Consider the following 21,040-nt stretch of genomic DNA (forward strand, 5'->3'; position numbering starts at 1 on the left):
GTGTACCGATGCGTACCTCGTACGGATCAGTCGAGGTAGTCGCGCAGGACCTGCGAGCGCGACGGGTGGCGCAGCTTCGACATCGTCTTCGACTCGATCTGGCGGATCCGCTCTCGCGTCACGCCGTAGACCTTGCCGATCTCGTCCAGCGTCTTCGGCTGGCCGTCGGTGAGGCCGAAGCGCATGGAGACGACGCCCGCCTCACGCTCGGAGAGCGTGTCGAGAACGGAGTGCAGCTGCTCCTGGAGCAGGGTGAAGCTGACCGCGTCGGCCGGCACGACCGCCTCGGAGTCCTCGATGAGGTCGCCGAACTCGCTGTCGCCGTCCTCACCCAGCGGGGTGTGGAGGGAGATCGGCTCACGGCCGTACTTCTGGACCTCGATGACCTTCTCGGGGGTCATGTCGAGTTCCTTGGCCAGCTCCTCCGGCGTGGGCTCACGGCCCAGGTCCTGGAGCATCTGGCGCTGGACGCGCGCGAGCTTGTTGATGACCTCGACCATGTGCACCGGGATACGGATGGTGCGGGCCTGGTCGGCCATGGCGCGGGTGATCGCCTGACGGATCCACCAGGTGGCGTACGTGGAGAACTTGTAGCCCTTGGTGTAGTCGAACTTCTCGACGGCGCGGATCAGACCCAGGTTGCCCTCCTGGATCAGGTCCAGGAAGAGCATGCCGCGGCCGGTGTAGCGCTTGGCCAGCGAGACCACCAGACGGAGGTTGGCCTCCAGGAGGTGGTTCTTGGCCCGGCGGCCGTCCTCGGCGATGATCTCCAGCTCGCGCTTGAGCTTCGGGGCGAGCTTGTCGGAGTTCGCGAGCTTGTCCTCGGCGAACAGACCGGCCTCGATGCGCTTGGCGAGCTCGACCTCCTGCTCGGCGTTGAGCAGCGGGACCTTGCCGATCTGCTTGAGGTAGTCCTTGACCGGGTCGGCGGTGGCACCGGCGACGGCGACCTGCTGCGCCGGAGCGTCGTCCTCGTCCTCGTCGGACAGGACGAAGCCCTTGCTCTCGCCCTCGGTCTCCTCTTCCTCACCCTTGCCGGGCGCCACGTCCTCGAGGAGCTCCTCGCCCTCGACGAGCTCGTCGTCCTTCTTGGACGTGGTCTTCTTGGCCGCCGTTTTCTTGGCGACGGTCTTCTTCGCGACCGTCTTCTTCGCGACGGTCTTCTTCGCGGCCGCCTTCTTGGCGGGCGAGCCGGCCTCGTCGGCCGGGTCGGTGCCCTCGGCCGCGGGGGCCGTGGAGGCCGAGACCGTGGTCTTCGTCACGGTCGTCCTGGCGGTGACGGTCTTGGTGGCGGTGCGCTTGGCCGGGCTCTTCGCTGCGACGCTCTTGCGGGCGCGCTTCGGCGACTCCGCTGCACTGACCATCAGCGTCACACCCTCTTCCTCGAGGATCTGATTGAGGCTGCGCAGAACATTCTTCCACTGGGTTGGCGGAATCTGGTCAGCTTCGAAGGCCCGACGCACGTCATCGCCGGCGATCTGCCCATCAGCCTTTCCCCGCTCGATGAGCGCCATCACAGACTCGGACTCGGCGATCTCCGGCGGGAGCGTACGGGATGTGCTGGCCGACACGAACAACCTCTCGGAACGATGGAAACGGCTTCCGGCCCCGCCCTGGATCGGGCTGGAGCCGACGACCGCCGACGGGGAATGTGTCGACGGCGCGGGCTGGACCGGGGAACTGCACAGCGCCTCCACGGGCTGCTGTATTCCTTCCTCGGCTGTCACCTCTTAGGTCATCGCACGGCTCGGAGGAGTGTTACGCCCAATCTTCGTGGCCCGAGTCACACCTCATTTGCGACGAAACAGCCAGAGAGGCCGATCACTACACATTGTGCCGCCGGAACCCGGGCGTCACCCGGGGAGAGCCTGCCGCCCCCCCGGGTGGCGCTCGGACCCGGCGGCACGCGGTGCGTGCACCTCCGCGCTCCCGGCCACGGCTCGCGGATCAGTGTTCGCGAGGGGCGGGGACGACACGCTCCACCTCGGGGTGGACCGTGAGCAGCTGCCGCATCGCGCTCTCGGCACCGTGCGCGTCCCCGGCGGCGAGGGCGTCCACGATCCGGGCGTGGTGCGCAAGGCAGGCCTCGCTCGGGCGGTCACAGCCGGTGACAGGGCCCCCGGAGACCTGCAGGGCGGCGGCCACGATTCCGGAGAGGTGCTCCAGCATGCGGTTCCCGGCCAGCTGGATGAGGAGGGCGTGGAACTCCGTGTCGGCCCGCGAGAAGGTGATGCCGTCACCCTGGGCGAACGCGTGCCCCATGATCTCGACCATGTCGGCGAGGCGCTGCTGTACGTCCTCACGGCCGTGCCCGGCGGCGAGGCGGGCAGCGAGGGGCTCGATGGTCCACCGCAGCTCGTTCAGCTCGCGGCGCTGATCGTCGCGCTGCGGGCCGAAGGCGCGCCATTCGATGATGTCGGGGTCGAGGAGGTTCCAGTCGCTGACGGGCCTGACCCGCGTCCCGACGTTCGGGCGGGCGCTGACGAGCCCCTTCGCCTCCAGTACGCGCAGTGACTCGCGCACCACCGTGCGCGAGACCTCGAAGCGCTGACCGATCTCCTCGGGAACGAGCGGGCGGTCGGCCCCGAGGTCGCCGGAGACGATCATCTGGCCAAGCTGCTGGACGAGCTGCCCGTGCAGCCCGCGCCCCCGGTTGCCGGCGGTCCGTCGACCGACGCGACCGAGATCGGTGTCCACCCCCTCCCAGGAGGGCGGGCCCACGCGGCCGGCGGCGGGCGCCTCCGCGTAGGGGTAGCGGTCGAGATCGCCCGGGGCGCCGAGGCCGGTGTCGACGGAGCGGGCGGCGGTCATCATGGTGTGCGCAAGGGTACTCACGCATCCTTTGTCGGCGTTGCCTCCGTGACCCTTGAGGTCTTTGGTGAAAAGCACACGAAAGGGTGATCGGCACCCCCTACACAATTGACGATTAATCAGACATTCCGGGCAGGAATCGGGGGAGTTGGCGGAAAACCGGAATCTTCTGATCCGAAGGTGGTCACCAACGGGCCCTGCGCCGAAGGCCGGTGAACACATAGGCGCAGAGCAGCCCTGTCAACGTCAGCGAAAGCGCCACCCCCGCGGGCTGGGCGAGCACTTTCAGAGCGCCCGCCAGCCACCGGTCGAGGGACGGCGACCACTGCGGTCCCGCGAACTCCCGGAGCCTCGCCGGAAGTCCGGCGGCCGAGCGCACCGACGGTCCCGTCAGCAGCTTCTGCAGCACGGGCACGAAGGCGACCGGTACCGCGAGCACCGCCGCCAGTCCGGCGGCGGCCGCCCTGAACACCCCGGCACCGAGCACCCCGGCCCACGCGCACCCCACGACCAGACCCAGCCAACTCGCGCAGAGATCGGGCCAGTTCTTCGGCACGGGGATCAACTCACGCCCGTGGACGAAGCGCAGGGCCTCCAGGTCCACCGCCACGACGAGCACCCCGAGCACCAGGGCGACGCCTGCCGCCACGGCGAGCTTCGCGAACAGCAGGCCCGGCCTGCGGGGCACCGCCCCGCGCCCCGTGGTGAGCGCGGGATAGCGGTACTCCTCCCCGAAGGAGAAGGCTCCGATCAGCCCCGCGCCGAGAGCCGCCGGCGGCAGGGGTGAGAGCGCGGGCCAGCCGGTCAGGACCGCGGGCAGCTCGGCCCGGCCGCTGCGCCCCAGGAGCAGGGCGAGCGTCAGCGAGGCGAGCAGGACCGCGGCCATGACGAGCGGGGTGGAGGGCACGCCCAGGAGCCGGTGGAGCTCGTACCTCAACGGGCGCAGGGGAGAGCGCACCGGCCTCCGCGCGGCGCCTCGCCCGGAGCCCGACTCCTCCGCTCCCCGCCGGGAGCCCGAGACCGCGGCACCTCGTCCGGGACGCGAAGCCTCCCCCTCGGCCACGGAGGGCCGTGCGGCACCCTTCCGGGCCGCCGGACGGTTCTCGTCGGGCCCGGAGTCCTCGCCCGCCTTCGTCCGCCGGACCTCTCCTCCCGCGGCACGACCGCGGCCGGAGGCGTCTCCGTCGCCTCCTCTCTCGTCGGCGAGCCGGTGAATGGGGACACCGTGCCGGAACGCCGTGTCTCCGACGGCCGCGCAGTCGCTGCCGTAGACGGACAGCCGGTTGCCGTCCTCGGCGACCACCTCGACCGGGCGGCGGGCGGCTCTGGCCTCCTGGGTCACCGCCGCGGCGAGTCGCGCCGCATGGGGGGTGCGGACGACGACCCTGGGGCGCAGCCGGGTACGGGCGAACTCGACGGCGTCCTGGTCGGCGACGAGCCGGCCGCCGCCGAGCGTGACGACGCGGTTGGCGTTGCGGGCGGCGTCCTTGGGGTCCGCAGTGGTGTACAGCACGGTGCCCCCCTCGGCGGCGTGCGCCCGCAGCCGCTCGTACAGCCACGCGCTCTCGGATACGGAGAGACCTGCGGCCGGTTCGTCGAGCAGCAGGGTGTGGGGAGTGCCCAACAGGGCCGACGCGAGCCCGAGTCGACGGTCCGCGCCGATCGGCAGGGTGCCGATCCGCCGGCGCTCCAGGCCGGTGAGGCCCACGGTCCGGACCAGCTCCTCGGCCCGCGCGGCGGGCACCCCGGTGGCGGCGCAGAGCATCCGGAGCTGGCCCCGGAGGGTGCGGGAAGGGTGTCCGGGGACGTCGCCGAGGAGCACGCCGACTTCGCGCGGGGGGTGGGCGATGCGGTGCAGCGGCCGGCCGCGGAAGTAGGTGATCCCACGGCCCGGCTCGAGTTCGAGCATGAGCCGGAGTGCGGTGGTCTTGCCGGCTCCCCGCGGGCCGAGCAGGGCGGTCACGGTCCCCGGCCGCGCCTCGAAGGAGAGATCGTCCACGGCGGGCGGGCGGTCGCGACGGGGGGTGCTGGTCAGTCCGATTGCCTGGAGCATCGCTTCTCTCGCGGTAGATGACACCGCTCCGCGGCAGGGCGGCGCTTCCGCAGCAAGATAACGCTACATTTCGGACTTTCCACGCAGGGTTGGCGCCCAGGGGCACCGGATCCACCCGGCTCTCAGACCTCGGGGCGCAGCATCGGCGGGTTGAGAAGAGTGGCCCCACCTGCCCGGAAGAGCTGCGCGGGGCGGCCTCCCTGACGGGTCGTGGTCCCTCCGGCCGGAACCAGGAAGCCGGGCGTGCCGGTCACCTTGCGGTGGAAGTTCCTCGGGTCGAGGGACACGCCCCAGACGGCCTCGTACACCCGCCGCAGCTCGCCGACCGTGAACTCCGGGGGGCAGAAGGCCGTGGCCAGGGAGGAGTACTCGATCTTGGAGCGGGCGCGCTCCACCCCGTCGGCGAGGATCCGGGCGTGGTCGAAGGCGAGCGCCCCCGGCCCTCCGTCCCCTGCCTTGGCCATCGCGTCCTCGCCCAGGAGCTCCTCGACCGGGGCCCAGCGGGCGCTGTTCGCGTCGCCGCCCGCGCGCGGCGCGGGAAGGTCGGGTGCCAGGGCCAGGTGGGCGACGCTCACCACTCGCATGCGCGGGTCCCGGTCGGGCGCCCCGTACGTCGCCAGCTGCTCCAGGTGGGCGCCGTTGCTCGGTACGGGCGGCGGGGCGGCCGGATCGTGCGCGCAGAGGCCCGTCTCCTCGACCAGTTCGCGCGCGGCCGCGGTTCCGAGGTCCTCCTCCGCCTGCACGAAACCGCCGGGCAGCGCCCAACGCCCCTGGTACGGCGGCTCTCCCCGCCGCACGACCAGGGTGCACAGTGCGTGACGCCGCACGGTGAGCACGACCAGATCGACGGTCACGGCGAAGGGAGGAAAGGCCGACGGGTCGTAGGGAGGCATGCCGCGATCATAGTCGTCTTCCTGACGATAAACACGCCCCGCGGAAGCATCGGCCGCGACTTCCCCACCGCCCTGCGAGACTTCCCTCGTCCCTGTGTCCGGCATCCCGTCACACCCCCAGCTGAAGGCCCTCTGCGGCCTCCTCGACCATACCGAGACCCAGCCTGCCGACCCGCACGGCGAACGGTTCGCCGGCGACGACGAGCCCCGAGAGCCTGATGGCGCCGAGCGGGGCAGAGGCCAGCGGGTGCACCGCCACGGACCGGCCCGGCGCATCGGGTCTGATGCCCGCGAGGGCGAGCAGAGCGTGGACGGCTCCGGCGGCCGCGACGGCCGCCGGCCGGCACGCCGCCGGGTGGGGCACCGGACGCCCACCGGTCGTGCGCTGCTCGCCCGCGTACATCTCGGGGAGCCGGTACGCGAAGGCCGCCGCCGCGTCGAGCAGCCCCCGGAGGAGGGAGGCGGCCTCCTTCTCGTGACCCGCGGCGGCGAGACCCGCCACGGCGACCGCCGTCTCGTGCACCCGGACCGCACCGGACCGGTGCCCGAACGGGTTGTGGCCCGGTTCCTTGGTGCCGAGACCGCGCAGCCCCCAGCCGGAGTCGAGCGCCGGGGTGCCGAGCAGCCTCGCCACCTGTTCGGTCTCCGTCCGGTCCAGGAGGCCTGCCGCGTAGCGTCCGCCGCCCAGCAACCCGGTGTCGAGCAGGTGCGCCGCCCAGCCGCCCAGGTGGGGCCAGGTCCGGCCGTCCGGGGCGCGGGCGACGGCAGGGCGTCCTCCCGCCGGGTCGTCGAGCCAGAAATCGCGCCGGAACCGCTCGCGCAGGGTCCGCGCCGCCTCGCGCAGAGCGTCTCCTCCGGGGCGCCCGCAGCCGTCGAGGAGGTCGGCCCCGAGCAGTGCGGCACGGTGCGCGTGGGCCTGGGTCTCGGCCCGCCAGGGCCCGGTGGGCCCCGGGTCCGGCACGAAGCCGTCCCGGCCGGCCGTGCGCCGGAGCCAGTCGAGGCAGCGCTCCGCCACGGGAAGCAACTCCTCCAGGTCCGTGGCGGGAAGCCCCCACCGGCGGGCCTCGGCGAGCACAGCGGGGAACGCGAGGGTGGCTTCGATGCCGGTGCAGCGGGGCGGAAGGTGCGGGCCCGCGTCTCTGAGGGGCCCTTGAAGGCGTCCGGACTCGGGCCCTCCACCGGAGAGTTGGGTGCGTCCGAGGGCGCGCAGGGTGGTGGTGGCGAGCCGGGTGCCGAGGGGCAGGGCCATGCGGGCCGCCCAGAGCGCCTCGGCGGTGACCGGTCCGCAGCGCCAGGGGACGCCGGCCGCGAGGTGGACGTCCGCGGGGCGGGCGGGATCGCGCTGGAGCAGGGCCCGCAGGTCCTCGACCGAGCTGCGGAGCAGGTCTCCCGGTCGCGGATCGTCACCCTCGGCGCAGGCTTCGGCGAGGAGGTGACCGCCGGGCCGTCCGGAACCCGCCCCCGTGGAGGGGGTGGTGCGGCCCGCCGACTCCCCCCGCAGCCGCAGCCTGACCGTGAACGCCGCTCCGGGTGCCAGCTCGGCTTCCCAGCGGAGCACTCCCGCCGCCGCCAGGGAGTCCATGGGCGGCGGATCCGCGGTGACGGCGACGGATCGGCCGTCGGCGGCGGTCCACCGCAGTCCGGTGCCGTGGACACTGGCGGCGAGTTCGGGGCCGGTTCGTCCCGACGACACGGCGCCCAGGTCCGCGAGATCCGTGCCCAGAGCGACTTCCATCGGGACCCTGAGGGGCCGTGCCGCGGCGCTGCGCAGGGTGATCCGCTCGGTTCCGTCGGCGCTCCGCGTGCGTTCGACCGTGAGGGCGGGGTCGGGTCCGGCGTCCCCGGGGACGCGGAGGGCGCCGAGGAACACCGCCCGATCGGCGCTCGCCATGCGGCCCTGGAGCGCGACGGGTTCACGGCCGGCGATCCGCAGGACGCAGCGGGACAGAAGCCGTCGCCCCGCGTCGTACACCCCCTCGGGCCCCTCCCCGGTGAGCTGGCCGTGCTCGGCGCAGACCGCGAGGGCGGGCAGGGCCACGCAGAGGAGCGCTCCGTGCACCGAGGGGAGCTCCGCGGGACGCGGGGCGCGCGGAAACGCGATGCCGGCGCCGGACGTGTGTCCGGACGCGGGACCGGAGGGCAGGGCGGTGGGGCGGCCGGAGGCCGGGACGGGGCTGGGAGCCATGGCGGGTACGGGCTGCTCTCTGTGCGAACCGGGCGGCCGGCGGGGCGGCGGCGGGACGGTTCGTACGACTCCGCCAGAGAGCTGAACGCCTCGGCGGGTGGCCGGGTCACGGTCGTCATCGGCCACTCCTGGAACCGTGCGGGCCACCGGGCCGCCGGGACCCGCTCCCCGGCCTCCCCTTCGCGGGTCCGCCGGGGCGGACTCCCGCCGTCTTCCGGCGCTCGTTCCCGCCGGTGCGCTGTCCCGGCTTCCTGAGCGTCGGCGGGGTTCCCGGGCGGCGGGCGGCTCGCATCCGGATCCGGCGGGAGGGCGGTGGAGCCTCCTGGTCGGAGGCCTGCCGGGCGTCCCGCTCGCCCCTCAGGCAGGAGCGGAGCGACTCGGGGTCCAGCCCTTCGTTGCACGCCTGGTGCAGCAGCCGGGCGAAGACGTATTCGGGGTCGGCGTCGAGAGCGAGGCCGAGGGCGACCCGGGCGGTCGGCTCGTCGCCCGTGGACCAGGCCGTCCAGCCCGCGAGGGTGAGGGGCGCGGCGGCGTGCTCCTGGTAGGGCGTGACGCAGCGCCTGGCCAGGACGCGCCACAGCCGCAGCGCGGCGGTCCCCTCCCAGCCCTCCATCCATTCGGCGGCCCGGTCCCGGGTGACGCGGTCCTGGAGACCGAGGACCAGCGCCGCGGCCTCCTCGGTGCTGATCAGTGCGTCGTCGGCGGCGTCTTCCGAGGCCGTCGAAGCGGCGGGCCGTCCCGGGAGGACCGCCCGCACCGGGCCCGCCGTGCGCGGCGGCGCCGCCACAGCGGTCTGGCCGCTCGCGGCCCCCGGCCGGTCCGCGCCCCGGCTCTCGGGGTTGGCGAAACGCCGGAGGATCTCACGGGCGAGCCCCAGGGTCCTCTCGCGCACCTCTTGGCGCCCCTGCGCTTCGGCGCCTTCCAGGATGCGGGGGACGATCGAGGCGGCGGCCGCGTCGAGGGCGGTCCGCTGCTCCTCGTCGCCCGGCCCGCCGCGCGGCTTGAGCCGGGCCTCCATGTCCCGCTGGGTGCCCCGCACCTGCACGCCGGCGTACGTCGCGGCCGCCGCCATGACCGAGGTGCCGCTGAGGGCGAGAGGGGTGCCGTCGGGCGGGCAGCAGCGCTGGTCGGGGCAGCAGTACGAGAAGTAGAGCCCGTCGGTGATGCAGAGGGCCTCGTAGACGGGGATGTCGAGGGCGCCGCAGGCGGTCCGCAGCCGCTGGGCGAAGGGCCGCAGCCGCTCCATGACCCTGCGGCCCGTCTCGCCGGGGGCGGGGTCCTGGCACAGGAAGACGACGATCCCGTCCGGCCGGGCGCCGGACCGGCCGCCTCCCTCCGCGAGGCACTCGGCGAGATGGTCCGCAGTGGACGCCCACTCCCGGGGCGAGCGCGGGATCCCGAGCCTGACCCGGCCCCCGAAGCGGCCGTGCTCGCCGTGGAGGGCGACCAGGACGACGGAGTCCGTGGGATGGAAGCCCAGCACGAACGGCAGGGCGTCGGCCAGCTCCGCCGGGCCGCGCAGCGTGATCTGCTGGGCACGGGAGGGTCCATTGGATTCGTGGTGATTCGCGTTCATGGTCAGGACGGTCTCGTGATCTCCCGAAATCCGAAACCCCTGTGGATAACTCCCCGATCGCGGCATCCGTCGTCCTGCCGAGTTGTCCACAGGTTCGGCGTCTCATTCGCGCGATGTCCGAGGCATCGGGTTGCATGGGGGCATGACCCAAGCAGCCCCGCAGGAAGACCGCACCGCCCTCCGAGCCGCCGCCGATGCCGTGCTCGCCCGTCTCGTCTCCGACCCGACGGGCAGGGCCAGACTGCGCGAGGACCAGTGGCGGGCCATCGAGGCGCTGGTCGCCGACCGGCGCCGGGCGCTGGTGGTGCAGCGGACCGGGTGGGGCAAGTCGGCCGTGTACTTCGTAGCGACCTCGCTGCTCCGTGAGCGAGGCAGCGGCCCGACGGTGATCGTCTCCCCCCTGCTCGCGCTGATGCGCAACCAGGTGGAGGCGGCGGCCCGGGCGGGCATTCGCGCCCGGACGATCAACTCGTCGAACACCGAGGAGTGGGACACGGTCCAGGAGGAGGTCGCCGCCGGCGAGGTGGACGTGCTCCTGGTGAGCCCGGAGCGGCTCAACAACCCCGATTTCCGCGACCAGGTGCTCCCCCGGCTGGCCGCTGCCACCGGACTGCTCGTGGTCGACGAGGCGCACTGCATCTCGGACTGGGGGCACGATTTCCGGCCCGATTACCGCCGGCTGCGGACTATGCTGGCCGACCTGCCGCCCGGCGTCCCTGTGCTGGCCACCACGGCGACGGCGAACGCGCGGGTGACCGCGGACGTGGCCGAGCAGCTCGGCACCGGGGCGGGCACGGACGCCCTCGTCCTGCGCGGCCCTCTCGACCGGGAGAGCCTGAGCCTGGGTGTGGTCCGGCTTCCGGACGCGGCACATCGTCTGGCCTGGCTCGCCGACCACCTCGGTGAGCTGCCCGGCTCCGGCATCATCTACACCCTGACGGTCGCCGCGGCCGACGAGGTCACCGCCTATCTGCGCCAGTGCGGGCACACCGTCTCCTCCTACACCGGTCGCACGGAGAACGCCGACCGGCAGCAGGCGGAGGACGACCTGCAGGCCAACCGCGTCAAGGCCCTCGTCGCGACCTCGGCCCTCGGCATGGGCTTCGACAAGCCGGACCTGGGCTTCGTGGTGCACCTCGGATCCCCGTCCTCCCCCATCGCGTACTACCAGCAGGTCGGCCGGGCCGGGCGAGGGGTGGAGCACGCGGAGGTGCTGCTGCTGCCCGGGCAGGAGGACGAGGCGATCTGGCGCTACTTCGCCTCGGTGGCCTTTCCGCCCGAGGAGCAGGTCCGCCGCACGATCGACGTGCTCGCGCAGGCGGGGCGGCCCCTGTCCCTGCCCGCCCTGGAGCCGCTGGTCGAGCTGCGCAGGACCCGGCTGGAGACGATGCTCAAGGTCCTGGACGTCGACGGCGCGGTGCGACGGGTGAAGGGCGGCTGGGAGAGCACCGGGCAGCCGTGGGTGTACGACACCGAGCGGTACGCCTGGGTGGCCCGGCAGCGGGCGGCCGAGCAGCAGGCGATGCGCGACTACGCGGCGGCGACCGGGTGCCGGATGGAGTTCCTGCGGCGCCAGTTGGACGACGAGGAGGCCGCTCCGTGCGGCCGCTGCGACAACTGCGCGGGGAACCGGTTCGATCCGAAGGTGTCCGTGGCCGCGCTGGACGCAGCCAAGGGCGAGCTGGGACGGCCCGGGGTGGAGGTCGAGCCCCGGAAGATGTGGCCCACCGGGCTCGCCGCGGTCGGGGTCGACCTGAAGGGCCGCATTCCGGCCGGTGAGCAGTCGTCCGGCGGCCGGGCGCTGGGACGGCTCTCCGACATCGGCTGGGGCAACCGCCTGCGGCCGCTGCTGGCGGACGGCGCGCCGGACGGGCCCGTGCCGGACGACGTCGTGCAGGCCGTGGTGCACGTGCTCGCGGACTGGGCCAAGGGGCCCGGGGGATGGGCCTCCGGGGCACCTGACGCACCGCCACGGCCCGCCGGCGTGGTCACCGTCGCCTCGCACCGGAAGCCGCGGCTGGTCGGTTCGCTCGGGCAGCGGATCGCCGAGATCGGCAGAATGCCCCTGCTCGGAATGGTGGAGTACGCGCCCGAGGCGGAGGAACTCCGGCTCTCGCGGACCAACAGCGCCCAGCGGGTCGTCGGTCTGCAGCGCACGCTGACGGTCCCTCCCGAGCTGGCCGGGCGGCTCGCGGACGCGGGCGGGCCGGTTCTCCTCGTGGACGATCTCTCTGACACCGGATGGACCTTGGCGGTGGCGGCGCGGCTGCTGCGCCGGGCCGGAGCGGAAGGGGTGTTTCCGCTGGTGCTCGCCGTCCAGGGGTGAAGCCGGAAGGAGAACGGGGAGTGAACAATGGGCAACTGGGCAGGGATATGAGAGGCATACCGACTCAATCCAGTCAGCGGCCTCAATTGCTCGTTGCCGCCCGCGCACGGGCCCGCAAGAATTGGGAAACCGCCCCGCACGGCCCGTCAGCGGTCCGGAAGGACTGTGCTGTGGTGCGCCCTCACCCGACCTTGCCCGCCCAGCGGGCGCGTATCCGAAGGGAGGACCGTGACCCTCGGATTCGCTCCGCCCACAGCCGCCTCGCTCAGATCGCCGTCCGAGTCCACCAGCCGCCTCGCTCGGATGCTGGAACCGTCCGAGTGGGCCGCGGCGGGGATTCCCCTGCTGAGCAACCCGCGTGAGGTCGTCAGCGGCCTCCACTCGCGCCACGCGCCCACGCCCGCCCCGCCGGTCGTCCCCTGCCTGGACCACGAGCACCGCACCGCGGCCCCGGCCTCGTTCGCCCCCCCCCCCGGGGCGGCGGACGGTTGGGAGTTCCGGAACGCGCTGCTCGCGCATCTGCGACGGGTCATTCCGCACGACCTCCGGAGACGGACGCCGGTGCGGACCGCGGTCCTGCTGTACTGCCGCGAGGGCGACGAGCGCTGGACGGAGGAGGACGGGGCCTGGATGTGGGGGCTCCGGGACGCCTGCACGCTGCACGGGCTCCGCTGCGGCGCGTACATCACGCTGACCGGAGGGGGCTGGCAGGTGCTCGGTGAGGGCCGGGGCGGCCGTCGGCCGAGCTCCGACTCGCGCCCCCTGCCGCTGGGGGACGGGCCGGCCGAGCTCGGCCTGCTCTCACCGAGAACGGCGAGCGGCGCGACCGAACCGCTGCGCCGGGCCGCCGCACGCTGATCACGCGACCCCGACGCGCCAGGGCGGCCCGTCGATCGCAAACCTCACGGCCAGGACGGCCAGCCGATCTCCAAGACCCTCACGCGCCGCGATCTCGAAGGCCCTCACGCGCCGGGCAGCCTGCTGATCACGACGCGCCCGGCACGGCGAGGCACCTCGCCGATCCCGAACCACCAGGCCTCCGCCGGCCCCCGTGGGGTCCGGCGGAGGAGCGGTCGGTCAGACGCCGGCGCCGGCTCCGAGGAGCGCCGTGACGCGCTGCGGGTCACCGCAGACGACGAGCAGCACACCCGCGCGGGCCATCGCCGTCGGGAGGGTCCGGGCGGCCGTCTCCTCGTCGCCGCCGTTGACGGCGACGATCACCACGGGACGGGCGGCGGCCCGCTCCGCGGCGGAGGCGTCCGCGAAGAACACGTCGTCGCCGGTGTCCTGCTGGGCCCAGTAGGCGGCCTCGCCGAAGGACAGCTCGTGAGCCGCCCACGGGTGCGGGTCGCCGGTGGTGAGCACCAGGATCTCGCCGGGCGCGCGTCCGCTGTCCAGGAGCAGGTCCAGGGCCTCCTCGGCGGCGTCGAGCGCGCCGTCGACCGGGGCCGGGATCAGCTGGAGCTGCGGGGTGGATCGCTGGTCGGAACGATTCTCCGGGCGCTGGGCCGGAGACTGCCCGGCACCGGGGCGCGGCGCCGGTGCCACGGGCCCGGCCGGACCGGGAACGGGGCGTACGGGGCGCGGGGAGGCCGCGGAACGCGGGCCGGGTACGGGACGGGGGGTCGACGCGGGGCGGCCGGCGGCCGCGGTGGCGCGGGGACCCTGGGCGCTCTCGTGAATCTGAGGCTCCTCGGGGATGAGAGGCATGAATGGATGTCTATCAAACGCCGCTGCGCGAGGCACCGGCGGGTGGGCACACATGTGCACCCCGGACGCGTGGGCGGCCGATGGACAGGCCTCCCGCGACCGGAAGTTCAGAAGTCGAAGCCGAGTTGGCCCCCGCTTTCCAGCGCGGCCGCCTCGGCGGAGAGGCGGACCTTTTTGAGGTGGCGCCACCGGGGCAGCGCGTCCAGGTACGACCAGGAGAGTCGGTGGTACGGGGTGGGCCCCAGCTCTTCGAGCGCCGCTTTGTGGACCGGCGAAGGGTAGCCCGCGTTGGCGCCGAAGGAGTACGCGGCGTACGGACCGCCTTCGCCCTCGAGCTCCGCCATGAGGGCGTCGCGCCGGACCTTGGCGATGACGGAAGCGGCCGCGACGGCGATGCAGGACTGGTCGCCCTTGATCACCGTACGGACCTTCCAGGGGCTGCCGAGGTAGTCGTGCTTGCCGTCCAGGATCACCGCGTCGGGTCTCACGGGAAGCCCTTCGAGCGCCCGGATCGCCGCGAGCCGCAGCGCCGCCGTCATCCCGAGGTCGTCGATCTCCTGCGGGGAGGCGTCGCCGAGCGCGTACGCGGTGACCCAGCCCTCCAGCTCGGCGGCCAGCGCGGTACGGCGCTTCGGGGTGATCAGTTTCGAGTCGGTGAGCCCCTCCGGGGGGCGGCGCAGGCCGGTGACGGCCGCGCACACCGTGACGGGGCCGGCCCACGCCCCGCGTCCGACCTCGTCGACCCCGGCGACGATCTTGGCGCCGGTGGTGGCTCGGAGCGACCGCTCGACAGTGTGGGTGGGAGGTTCGTACGGCATGGCGCCAGACAGGTTACGCCGCCTGACGCCACCCGCGATACCCGGATTCGCCCCAGCCGCCCGAAAGCCTGCGCGACCACCCGCCGAAGGCCGGAAGACCGGGCCCCCAAGCACGGTCCGCCGGCACGCGCCGGAGCCCGCCGGCACGGTCCGCCAGTACGCGCCGAAAGACCGCTACGGCGCCTCCAAATGCTCCGTTCCGCCTCAGGCGCGCAGCAGCGGCACCATGATCCGGTCGATCACGTCGGCGATCTCACTGTCCGGCCATTCGCTTCCGCACACCTTGGATCGGTACATCATCATCGCCGGAATGACATCGAGCACAAGATCGTCGATCGCGTCATGACGCACCTCACCTCGCCCGATTCCACGCCGCAGCACCTCCCGGAAGAGGTTCTTCGAAGGCTGGACGACGCCCGTCTCGATCAGGCCGTGGAAGCGGGCGGCCGCCTCTGCATCGCATTCGTGAAGCACTGCGCGCAGGGCGAAGCCGGGCTTGGAGTACATCACGTCCCGGACCCGGAGGCAGAGCTCGTACAGGTCCTCGCGCACGCGACCGGTGTCCGGAGCCTCGTCGAGCTTCGGAAGCCCTGCCTGGAGGGCGTCCGCGACGAGGTCTTCCTTCGACGGCCACCGCCGGTACACCGCGGCTTTGCCGGTCTGCGCGCCGACCGCGACACCCTCCATCGTGAGGCCGCTCCAGCCGACACTGCTGAGCTGGTCGAGCGCGGCCTCCAGGATCGCCCGCTCGAGCACGGGGCCGCGGCGCCGCAGCGCCGCCCCCTCCGGCCGGGCGGCGGCCGTGGAGCGCGAAGTAACCATCAGGATCTCTCCGTTGACGCGATTCGATTCTTCGGCAGCGCCCAGTGAACGGTTGCGTTCACTGAGGGGGACTCACTACCGTGGCGAAAAGTGAACGGGTGCGTTCACTAATTCTTCCGTGGGGGATCCATAGTGACAACTTCTCCGGTGGACACACAGACCAAGGACGAGCCGGCTCGCGCCGCAGGTCGGCCGGGCATCGCCTTGACCGTCATCGCCGCCTGCCAGCTGATGGTCGTCCTCGACGCCACCATCGTGAACATCGCGCTGCCGCACATCCAGGACGCGCTCTCCTTCTCGACCACCGACCTGTCGTGGGTGCTCAGCGCCTACACGCTCACCTTCGGCGGCCTCCTGCTCCTCGGCGGCCGCGCCGGCGACATCCTGGGCCGCCGCCGGGTGTTCATCGCCGGAATCCTGCTCTTCACGTTCGCCTCGCTGCTCGGCGGCTTCGCCCAGGAGCCCTGGCAGCTGCTCGCGGCACGCGCCCTGCAGGGCGCGGGCGGCGCGATCGCGTCGCCCACCTCGCTCGCGCTGATCACCACGACGTTCCCCGAAGGGCCCGAGCGCAACCGGGCGTTCGGCGTGTTCGCCGCGGTCTCCGCCGGTGGCGGCGCGATCGGTCTGCTCGCCGGCGGAGCGCTCACGGAGTGGCTGGACTGGCGCTGGGTCTTCTTCGTCAACGTGCCGATCGGCCTCCTGATCGCCTTCCTCACCCCGCGCTACATCGCGGAGTCCGAGCGTCACCCGGGCCGGTTCGACATCGCGGGCGCCGCGACGTCGACGCTGGGCATGGCGGCGCTGGTCTACGGCTTCATCCGGGCTTCCGAGGAAGGCTGGAAGGACAGCCTGACCATCGGTTCGTTCGCCGCCGCGGTGATCCTTCTCGTGGCGTTCGCGGTCGTCGAGTCGCGGGCCAGGGAACCGATCACCCCGCTGCGCATGTTCGCGGACCGCAACCGCTCGGGCACGTACGTCATCATGCTCAGCCTGTCGGCCGCCATGTTCGGCATGTTCTTCTTCATCGTGCTGTGGGTGCAGAACGTCCTGGGCTACAGCCCGGTCGAGGCCGGCCTCGCCTTCCTTCCGGTGACCGTCGCGATAGGCGTCGGTGCGGGGCTCGCCCAGCGGCTGCTGCCGGTGCTCGGACCCAAGCCGTTCATGGTGACGGGAGCGACGCTCACCGGCGTCGGCCTCTTCTGGCTGACGTTCATCTCCTCGGACAGCAGCTACCTCGGCGGGGTACTCGGTCCGATGGTCGTGTTCGGCGTCGGCATGGGTCTCAACTTCGTGACGCTCACGCTGACCGCCGTCTCGGGGGTCGCCCAGCACGAGGCGGGCGCCGCGTCGGGTCTGCTCAACGCGACCCAGCAGGTCGGCGGCTCGCTCGGCCTCTCCATCCTGGTCACCGTCTTCGGCACCGCCAGTCGCGAGGAGGGCGAGAAGCAGCTGCCGGACTTCCTCGCGCACTCCACGCCCGAGCAGCAGGCCGAGGCGCTGAAGACGAAGGAGCTGCCCGCGCCCTGGGGCCACGAGGTGCTCACCTCGGGCATCTCCACGGCCTTCACGGCCGCCGTCGGCATGGTGCTGATCGCGCTGGTCACGGCCGTCCTGGTGATCCGGGTCCGCAAGAGCGACCTGGAGGCACTGAGCGGCCGCGCTGAGGCGGCCGGTCCGATGGCCTGAGAGCACAGGCCGCCGTTCGGATGGCCTGAGAACACAGACCGCCGTTCCGATGGCCTGAGAACACAGACCGCCGTTCCGATGGCCTGAGAACACAGACCGCCGTTCCGATGGCCTGAGAACACAGGCGGCCGATCCGGCGGCCTGAGAGCACACTGCCTGAGAGCACCCGGCCCAAGAGCGCACGGGGCCCGATCGCGGCCGTGTCCCCCGCGCCCCTGAAGGGGGCAGGGGGCACGGCGTCCCGCTCACGCCTCGGGGTGCCTCGTCGCGTCAGACCTTGCCGTCCGGGACCCACCCCGGAAGCTCCTCGGTCTGCCGCAGCCAGCCCTCCGGCGGCGCACCGGCCGTCGTGGAGGCGACCACACCCCCGGCGATGGCACAGGTCGTGTCGACGTCGCCGCCGACCTGCGCGGTCGTCCAGAACACCCGCTCGAAATCACCGAGCCCGCGCGCGGCCGACCACAGCGCGAAGGGAACCGTGTCGTGCGCGCTCGTGCGGCGTCCGCTGCCGAGCACCGCGGCGACCGTGTTCGCGTCGCCGTAGTCGAGCATGTCCCGGGCCCTGCGCAGGCCCGCGCCGACCGCGCTCCGCGGGACCAGGGCGATGACACCGTCGAGCAGAGCCTCGGGCGTCGGCGGTCCGGCGGGATCGGCGGCCAGGGCGGCCGCGGCGGCGACGGCCATGGCGCCCACCACGGCCTCCCGGTGCTGGTGCGTCGTGTACGCGGAGATCTCGGCCTGGTGCGTCGCCTGCTCCGGGTCGTCGGCGTACCAGGCGCCCAGCGGGGCGATCCGCATCGCGGCGCCGTTGCCCCAGGACCCCTGGCCCTTGAAGAGCGCGGCGGCCAGTTCCCGCCAGTCGCCACCCTCCCGGATGAGCCGGAGCATCCGGTTGACCGCGGGGCCGTAGCCCCGGTCGAAGTCGTGGTGATGTGCGAAGGACAGGGCCAGGGCGTCCTGGTCGATCCGGTCGTGGTGGACGAGGACGGCCAGGACGGAGCAGGCCATCTCGGTGTCGTCGGTCCACTGCCAGGGCCCGGCGGGCAGCTCGCGCCGCTTCAGCAGGGGGTAGTGGGCGGGTACGAAGAACTGGGAGCCCAGGGCGTCTCCCACGGACAGCCCGCGCAGGCTGGCCAGGGCGCGGTCGAAGCGCCGGTCGGGTGCGGAGTCAGCGGTCATCGGTCTGCCACTCTATCCGGTGGGGCCGTACGGTTCCGGGGTACGCCAGCGTTCGAACGGCAGGTCCAGCCGGTACCGGCCGTCCGTTCCGAGCAGGAGGGAGCGGGTCTCGGCATTGCCGGGATTCGACAGCGACTCGAAGTCCGCGACCGTCCAGTGGAACCAGCGCATGCAGAACAGCCGCATGGTCAGCCCGTGTGTGACGAGGAGGACGTTGGGCGGGTGGTCGGGCGCCTCGAAGCTGCGGTACAGACTCTCCAGGAACGCGCCGACACGGTCGTACACGTCGGCACCAGACTCGCCCTGGGCGAACCGGTAGAAGAAGTGCCCGTACGCGTCCCGGTAGGCCTTCTGCAACCGGACGTCCTCCCGTTCCTGCCAGTTGCCCCAGTCCTGCTCCCGCAGCCGCGGCTCCTCCCGCACCCTGACCTGCTCCGCGGGGAGCCGGAAGGCCCGGAGGGTCTCATGGGTGCGGCGGTACGGCGAGACGTAGACGCTGACCGGCTCCTCCCCGAAGAGCTCCCGCAGCCGCTCCCCCGTCTCCTCGGCCTGCCGCCATCCCGTCTCGGTCAGCCTCAGGGCATGGTCGGGCTCGCGCTCGTACACCGTGTCATCGGCATTGCCCTCGGACTCTCCGTGCCGTACGAGGACGATGCGCCGCGGTCGTGCCATACCTCGACCCTAGAACGCCGCTCCGCGGCAGGCTCAGCCGAGGCCGTGCCCGGACGCCGTCCGGGGGAGGTGCCGGGACGCGGGAGGCGACGGCCGGCTCAGACCGTCCAGGCCGGTTCGAGCTGCACCACGTCCCCGTTCAGCGCCGCCACGTCGGCCGCGGTACGGGCCCGCAGCCCGAGCCGCTCCACCCGCTCGACCCGGTACTTTCCGTGCTCGGCGGCCGACTGCCACATCGAGAGCACCAGGAACTCGCTGCCGGGCGCCTCGCCGAACAGGCCCCGCAGCATGCCGGGAGACCCGGCCATGGCCGGGTTCCACACCTTCTCCTGCATGAGCGCGAAGTGCTCGGCACGGTCCTCGTGGACCCGGCAGTGCGCCACCCTCGCCACGTCGGCGTCGGCGAAGCGCGGCTCGAAGCCCGTCTTCACGTCGAAGCGGTGGTCGAAGAGCTTGACCTGGATGTCCTTGAACGTGCCCGCCTGGGACGCCGCCAGTCGGTCGTGCGACCGCGCCATGAACGAGTCGTAGAAGGCGCGGCTCTCCCAGAACGCGAAGACGTGGGCGACGTCCGGGCGACCCCGGCTCCACCCGCCGCCCTGGCCCCGGAATCCCGGCTCACCGAGCAGCCCCGCCCATTTCCGCTGTCCCCGCTCGAACCCTCGACGGTCCACCACGGTGCAGCGAATCCACTTGACCAGCACCGCGCCATCGTACGGGGCGGAAGAGCGCCCCGGCAGACCCCTTCAGACTCCCGCGGCGTGCACGTGCTCCAGTCCCGCGCGCTCCTCGTCATCCAGTTCGATCCCGAACTCGGCCTCCAGGACCTCCGCCAACTCGGCCACGCCGACGTTCCGTTCCCCGGTGCCGCCGTCCACGTGCAGGGTGGACAGCCTCTCGCGCAGCAGGGACGCGCGCACGTCCGCACCCGGCTGCTGGACCAGGACCTGTCCGAGGAAGCGGGACAGGGGATGGCTGGAGCTGTAGTGGTTCATGATGAGGAAGTCCCCCGGGTAGAGGCTCTGCGGCGAGAACGCGTACAGATCGGTCCAGCCCTCCGGCCGCAGTGAGCGCAGCACGTGGACGCCCTCGTCCTCCACGGCGATCCCGAACGTCCATCCGCTCTGCTCCACGCGTGCGCCGTCCCGCAGCGGCACGGGCTCCATCGGGCCCTGCCAGCCGAACCCGACGTCGGCGAGCCACTGTTCGCCCTCGACGGTGACGGCGAGCAGTGCGTGCGTGACCGGCGGCAGGGTCGCGCCTCGCGAGCGGTTGCGCGCGCCGCGTCCGGCCACGTGGAAGCCGATCCGCTCGAGGGCCGCCGCGAAGAGGGAGTTCTGCTCGTAGCAGTAGCCTCCCCTGCGCCGCCCGACGAGCTTCGCCTGAACGCTCTTCAGGTCCAGGGGGATGTCCCGTCCGAGGGCGACGTCGAGGTTCTCGAACGGAATGGCCGTGACGTGCGCCCGGTGAAGGGCCGTCAGCGTGCTCAGGTCGGGGGCGAGTTCCCCGTCGCGTCCGATGTCGTAACCGATTCGAGCCAGATATGCGTCGAGATCCAGCTCCTCACCACTCCACAAACCGCTCTCCCCCTCCAGCAACGGGCCCTCTGTCGTAGCCACATGACACCATGAGCAACCAGCCCACGACCACGGTCTTCCGAACGGGTCGACGGTACGAGGCCAGGCGTGCGCGGGGGCGTGCGCGGAGAGGGGAAGCACCATGAGCGGACTCAACAAAGGGGTGGGACGTGTCGAGGTCACGCTCAAGTGGGACCCCGCGCAGGCCGGTGCTCCGGCCCATGACCTGGATCTGGTCGCCGGGGTGTTCCCCGCCGGCGATCCGTACGGTGCGCCGGCCCAGCTGGTGCACTTCGGCAGCCGTTCCCCGGACGGCACGATCACGCTGCACCGCGACAGCCGCACGGGGCAGGGATTCGGCTACGACGAGGCCATGACCCTGGAGCTGGACCGGCTGGACGCGCGGTACGCGCGCGTGGTCGTGGGCGTGGCCATACAGCAGGGCGGCGGGCCGTTGACCTTCGGCGACATAGTGAACACGGGCATTCGGGTCCGTGAGGGCTACACCGATCTGCTGACCCATGACTTCGCGGACGTCCCCGGGGCCCGTTCGGCCACGGTCGTCGAGTTCACCCGTGACGGAGCGGACGGCTGGTCGTACCGCGCGATCAGCCGCGGCTTCGACGCCGATCCGCAGACCTTCGGCACGCTTCTGGGCTCCGCACCGTCCTGAGCCCACCGGCCCACGCGAAGGGGGCGCCGACCGGTGGTCGGCGCCCCTTCACGGGCGCT

The 21,040-nt window shown here is 72.7% G+C and carries 17 protein-coding genes; 4 read left to right on the top strand and 13 right to left on the bottom strand.

Annotation, left to right across the window (positions count from 1 at the left end; translation table 11 throughout):
- Window positions 1-26: 26 nt before the first annotated feature.
- From ACFV2S_RS24250 to ACFV2S_RS24275, 6 genes are all read right to left on the bottom strand, one after another.
- Entirely contained in the window at window positions 27-1,571 is a 1,545-nt protein-coding gene (locus ACFV2S_RS24250; RefSeq protein ID WP_385562778.1) for an RNA polymerase sigma factor, read from the bottom strand.
- Between the two features lie 376 nt (window positions 1,572-1,947).
- On the bottom strand, window positions 1,948-2,835 hold the full coding sequence (locus ACFV2S_RS24255; protein ID WP_385562780.1) for a FadR/GntR family transcriptional regulator: 888 nt from the start codon (window positions 2,833-2,835) through the stop codon (window positions 1,948-1,950).
- A 160-nt stretch (window positions 2,836-2,995) separates the two neighbouring features.
- A complete protein-coding gene (locus ACFV2S_RS24260) occupies window positions 2,996-4,864 on the bottom strand; it encodes an ATP-binding cassette domain-containing protein (RefSeq protein ID WP_385562784.1) in 1,869 nt (622 codons plus the stop codon).
- Window positions 4,865-4,986: 122 nt separating this feature from the next.
- Window positions 4,987-5,757, bottom strand: coding sequence for an NUDIX domain-containing protein (locus ACFV2S_RS24265; RefSeq protein ID WP_385562786.1), 771 nt, complete (start codon window positions 5,755-5,757; stop codon window positions 4,987-4,989).
- Window positions 5,758-5,866: 109 nt separating this feature from the next.
- Window positions 5,867-7,942, bottom strand: a complete 2,076-nt coding sequence (locus tag ACFV2S_RS24270) for a glycogen debranching N-terminal domain-containing protein (RefSeq protein WP_385562789.1) — start codon at window positions 7,940-7,942, stop codon at window positions 5,867-5,869.
- A gap of 115 nt (window positions 7,943-8,057) precedes the next feature.
- Window positions 8,058-9,518, bottom strand: a complete 1,461-nt coding sequence (locus tag ACFV2S_RS24275; RefSeq protein ID WP_385562792.1) for a DUF4192 domain-containing protein — start codon at window positions 9,516-9,518, stop codon at window positions 8,058-8,060.
- 142 nt (window positions 9,519-9,660) lie between these two features.
- On the opposite strand from ACFV2S_RS24275, the gene ACFV2S_RS24280 reads away from it, so the two are divergent.
- Window positions 9,661-11,844: a RecQ family ATP-dependent DNA helicase gene (locus ACFV2S_RS24280; protein ID WP_385562795.1), complete on the top strand. Its 2,184-nt coding sequence runs from the start codon at window positions 9,661-9,663 to the stop codon at window positions 11,842-11,844.
- Between the two features lie 228 nt (window positions 11,845-12,072).
- On the top strand, window positions 12,073-12,702 hold the full coding sequence (locus ACFV2S_RS24285) for a hypothetical protein (protein ID WP_385562797.1): 630 nt from the start codon (window positions 12,073-12,075) through the stop codon (window positions 12,700-12,702).
- 219 nt (window positions 12,703-12,921) lie between these two features.
- Here the strand turns inward: ACFV2S_RS24285 and ACFV2S_RS24290 are convergent, their stop codons facing one another.
- From ACFV2S_RS24290 to ACFV2S_RS24300, 3 genes are all read right to left on the bottom strand, one after another.
- Complete coding sequence (locus tag ACFV2S_RS24290) at window positions 12,922-13,554, bottom strand: hypothetical protein (RefSeq protein WP_385562800.1); 633 nt, start codon at window positions 13,552-13,554, stop codon at window positions 12,922-12,924.
- Window positions 13,555-13,661: 107 nt separating this feature from the next.
- Window positions 13,662-14,372 (bottom strand): ribonuclease HII, encoded by a 711-nt coding sequence (locus ACFV2S_RS24295; protein ID WP_385562803.1) that lies wholly within the window; start codon window positions 14,370-14,372, stop codon window positions 13,662-13,664.
- Between the two features lie 204 nt (window positions 14,373-14,576).
- Window positions 14,577-15,194, bottom strand: coding sequence for a TetR/AcrR family transcriptional regulator (locus tag ACFV2S_RS24300; protein WP_385562806.1), 618 nt, complete (start codon window positions 15,192-15,194; stop codon window positions 14,577-14,579).
- 132 nt (window positions 15,195-15,326) lie between these two features.
- Between ACFV2S_RS24300 and ACFV2S_RS24305 the strand changes: the two genes are divergently transcribed.
- Window positions 15,327-16,880 (top strand): MFS transporter, encoded by a 1,554-nt coding sequence (locus ACFV2S_RS24305; RefSeq protein ID WP_385562809.1) that lies wholly within the window; start codon window positions 15,327-15,329, stop codon window positions 16,878-16,880.
- 270 nt (window positions 16,881-17,150) lie between these two features.
- Here the strand turns inward: ACFV2S_RS24305 and ACFV2S_RS24310 are convergent, their stop codons facing one another.
- The 4 genes from ACFV2S_RS24310 to ACFV2S_RS24325 all read right to left on the bottom strand — a co-directional run bounded on the left by ACFV2S_RS24310 (window position 17,151) and on the right by ACFV2S_RS24325 (window position 20,308).
- A complete protein-coding gene (locus ACFV2S_RS24310; RefSeq protein ID WP_385562812.1) occupies window positions 17,151-18,059 on the bottom strand; it encodes an ADP-ribosylglycohydrolase family protein in 909 nt (302 codons plus the stop codon).
- 12 nt (window positions 18,060-18,071) lie between these two features.
- Entirely contained in the window at window positions 18,072-18,731 is a 660-nt protein-coding gene (locus ACFV2S_RS24315) for a histidine phosphatase family protein (protein ID WP_385562815.1), read from the bottom strand.
- Window positions 18,732-18,829: 98 nt separating this feature from the next.
- The gene (locus ACFV2S_RS24320) at window positions 18,830-19,435 is read right to left on the bottom strand and encodes a YdbC family protein (RefSeq protein WP_383795223.1); all 606 of its coding nucleotides are present in this window, start codon (window positions 19,433-19,435) and stop codon (window positions 18,830-18,832) included.
- A gap of 42 nt (window positions 19,436-19,477) precedes the next feature.
- Window positions 19,478-20,308, bottom strand: coding sequence for an arylamine N-acetyltransferase (locus tag ACFV2S_RS24325; RefSeq protein ID WP_385562818.1), 831 nt, complete (start codon window positions 20,306-20,308; stop codon window positions 19,478-19,480).
- A 142-nt stretch (window positions 20,309-20,450) separates the two neighbouring features.
- Here ACFV2S_RS24325 and ACFV2S_RS24330 point away from each other — a divergent pair, with 142 nt between their 5' ends.
- Window positions 20,451-20,981 (top strand): TerD family protein, encoded by a 531-nt coding sequence (locus tag ACFV2S_RS24330; RefSeq protein ID WP_385562821.1) that lies wholly within the window; start codon window positions 20,451-20,453, stop codon window positions 20,979-20,981.
- The last annotated feature ends 59 nt before the right edge of the window (window positions 20,982-21,040 follow it).

Source organism: Streptomyces sp. NPDC059695, from assembly GCF_042733785.1.
In the GTDB taxonomy this organism is placed as follows: Bacteria; Actinomycetota; Actinomycetes; order Streptomycetales; family Streptomycetaceae; genus Streptomyces.

Bases quoted from the DNA above. Each gene is read 5' to 3' on its own strand.
- ACFV2S_RS24260 (WP_385562784.1), bottom strand. From the start codon at position 4,864: ATGCTCCAGGCAATCGGACTGACCAGCACCCCCCGTCGCGACCGCCCG.
- ACFV2S_RS24265 (WP_385562786.1), bottom strand. From the start codon at position 5,757: ATGCCTCCCTACGACCCGTCGGCCTTTCCTCCCTTCGCCGTGACCGTC.
- ACFV2S_RS24270 (WP_385562789.1), bottom strand. From the start codon at position 7,942: ATGGCTCCCAGCCCCGTCCCGGCCTCCGGCCGCCCCACCGCCCTGCCC.
- ACFV2S_RS24275 (WP_385562792.1), bottom strand. From the start codon at position 9,518: ATGAACGCGAATCACCACGAATCCAATGGACCCTCCCGTGCCCAGCAG.
- ACFV2S_RS24280 (WP_385562795.1), top strand. From the start codon at position 9,661: ATGACCCAAGCAGCCCCGCAGGAAGACCGCACCGCCCTCCGAGCCGCC.
- ACFV2S_RS24290 (WP_385562800.1), bottom strand. From the start codon at position 13,554: ATGCCTCTCATCCCCGAGGAGCCTCAGATTCACGAGAGCGCCCAGGGT.
- ACFV2S_RS24295 (WP_385562803.1), bottom strand. From the start codon at position 14,372: ATGCCGTACGAACCTCCCACCCACACTGTCGAGCGGTCGCTCCGAGCC.
- ACFV2S_RS24300 (WP_385562806.1), bottom strand. From the start codon at position 15,194: ATGGTTACTTCGCGCTCCACGGCCGCCGCCCGGCCGGAGGGGGCGGCG.
- ACFV2S_RS24310 (WP_385562812.1), bottom strand. From the start codon at position 18,059: ATGACCGCTGACTCCGCACCCGACCGGCGCTTCGACCGCGCCCTGGCC.
- ACFV2S_RS24315 (WP_385562815.1), bottom strand. From the start codon at position 18,731: ATGGCACGACCGCGGCGCATCGTCCTCGTACGGCACGGAGAGTCCGAG.
- ACFV2S_RS24330 (WP_385562821.1), top strand. From the start codon at position 20,451: ATGAGCGGACTCAACAAAGGGGTGGGACGTGTCGAGGTCACGCTCAAG.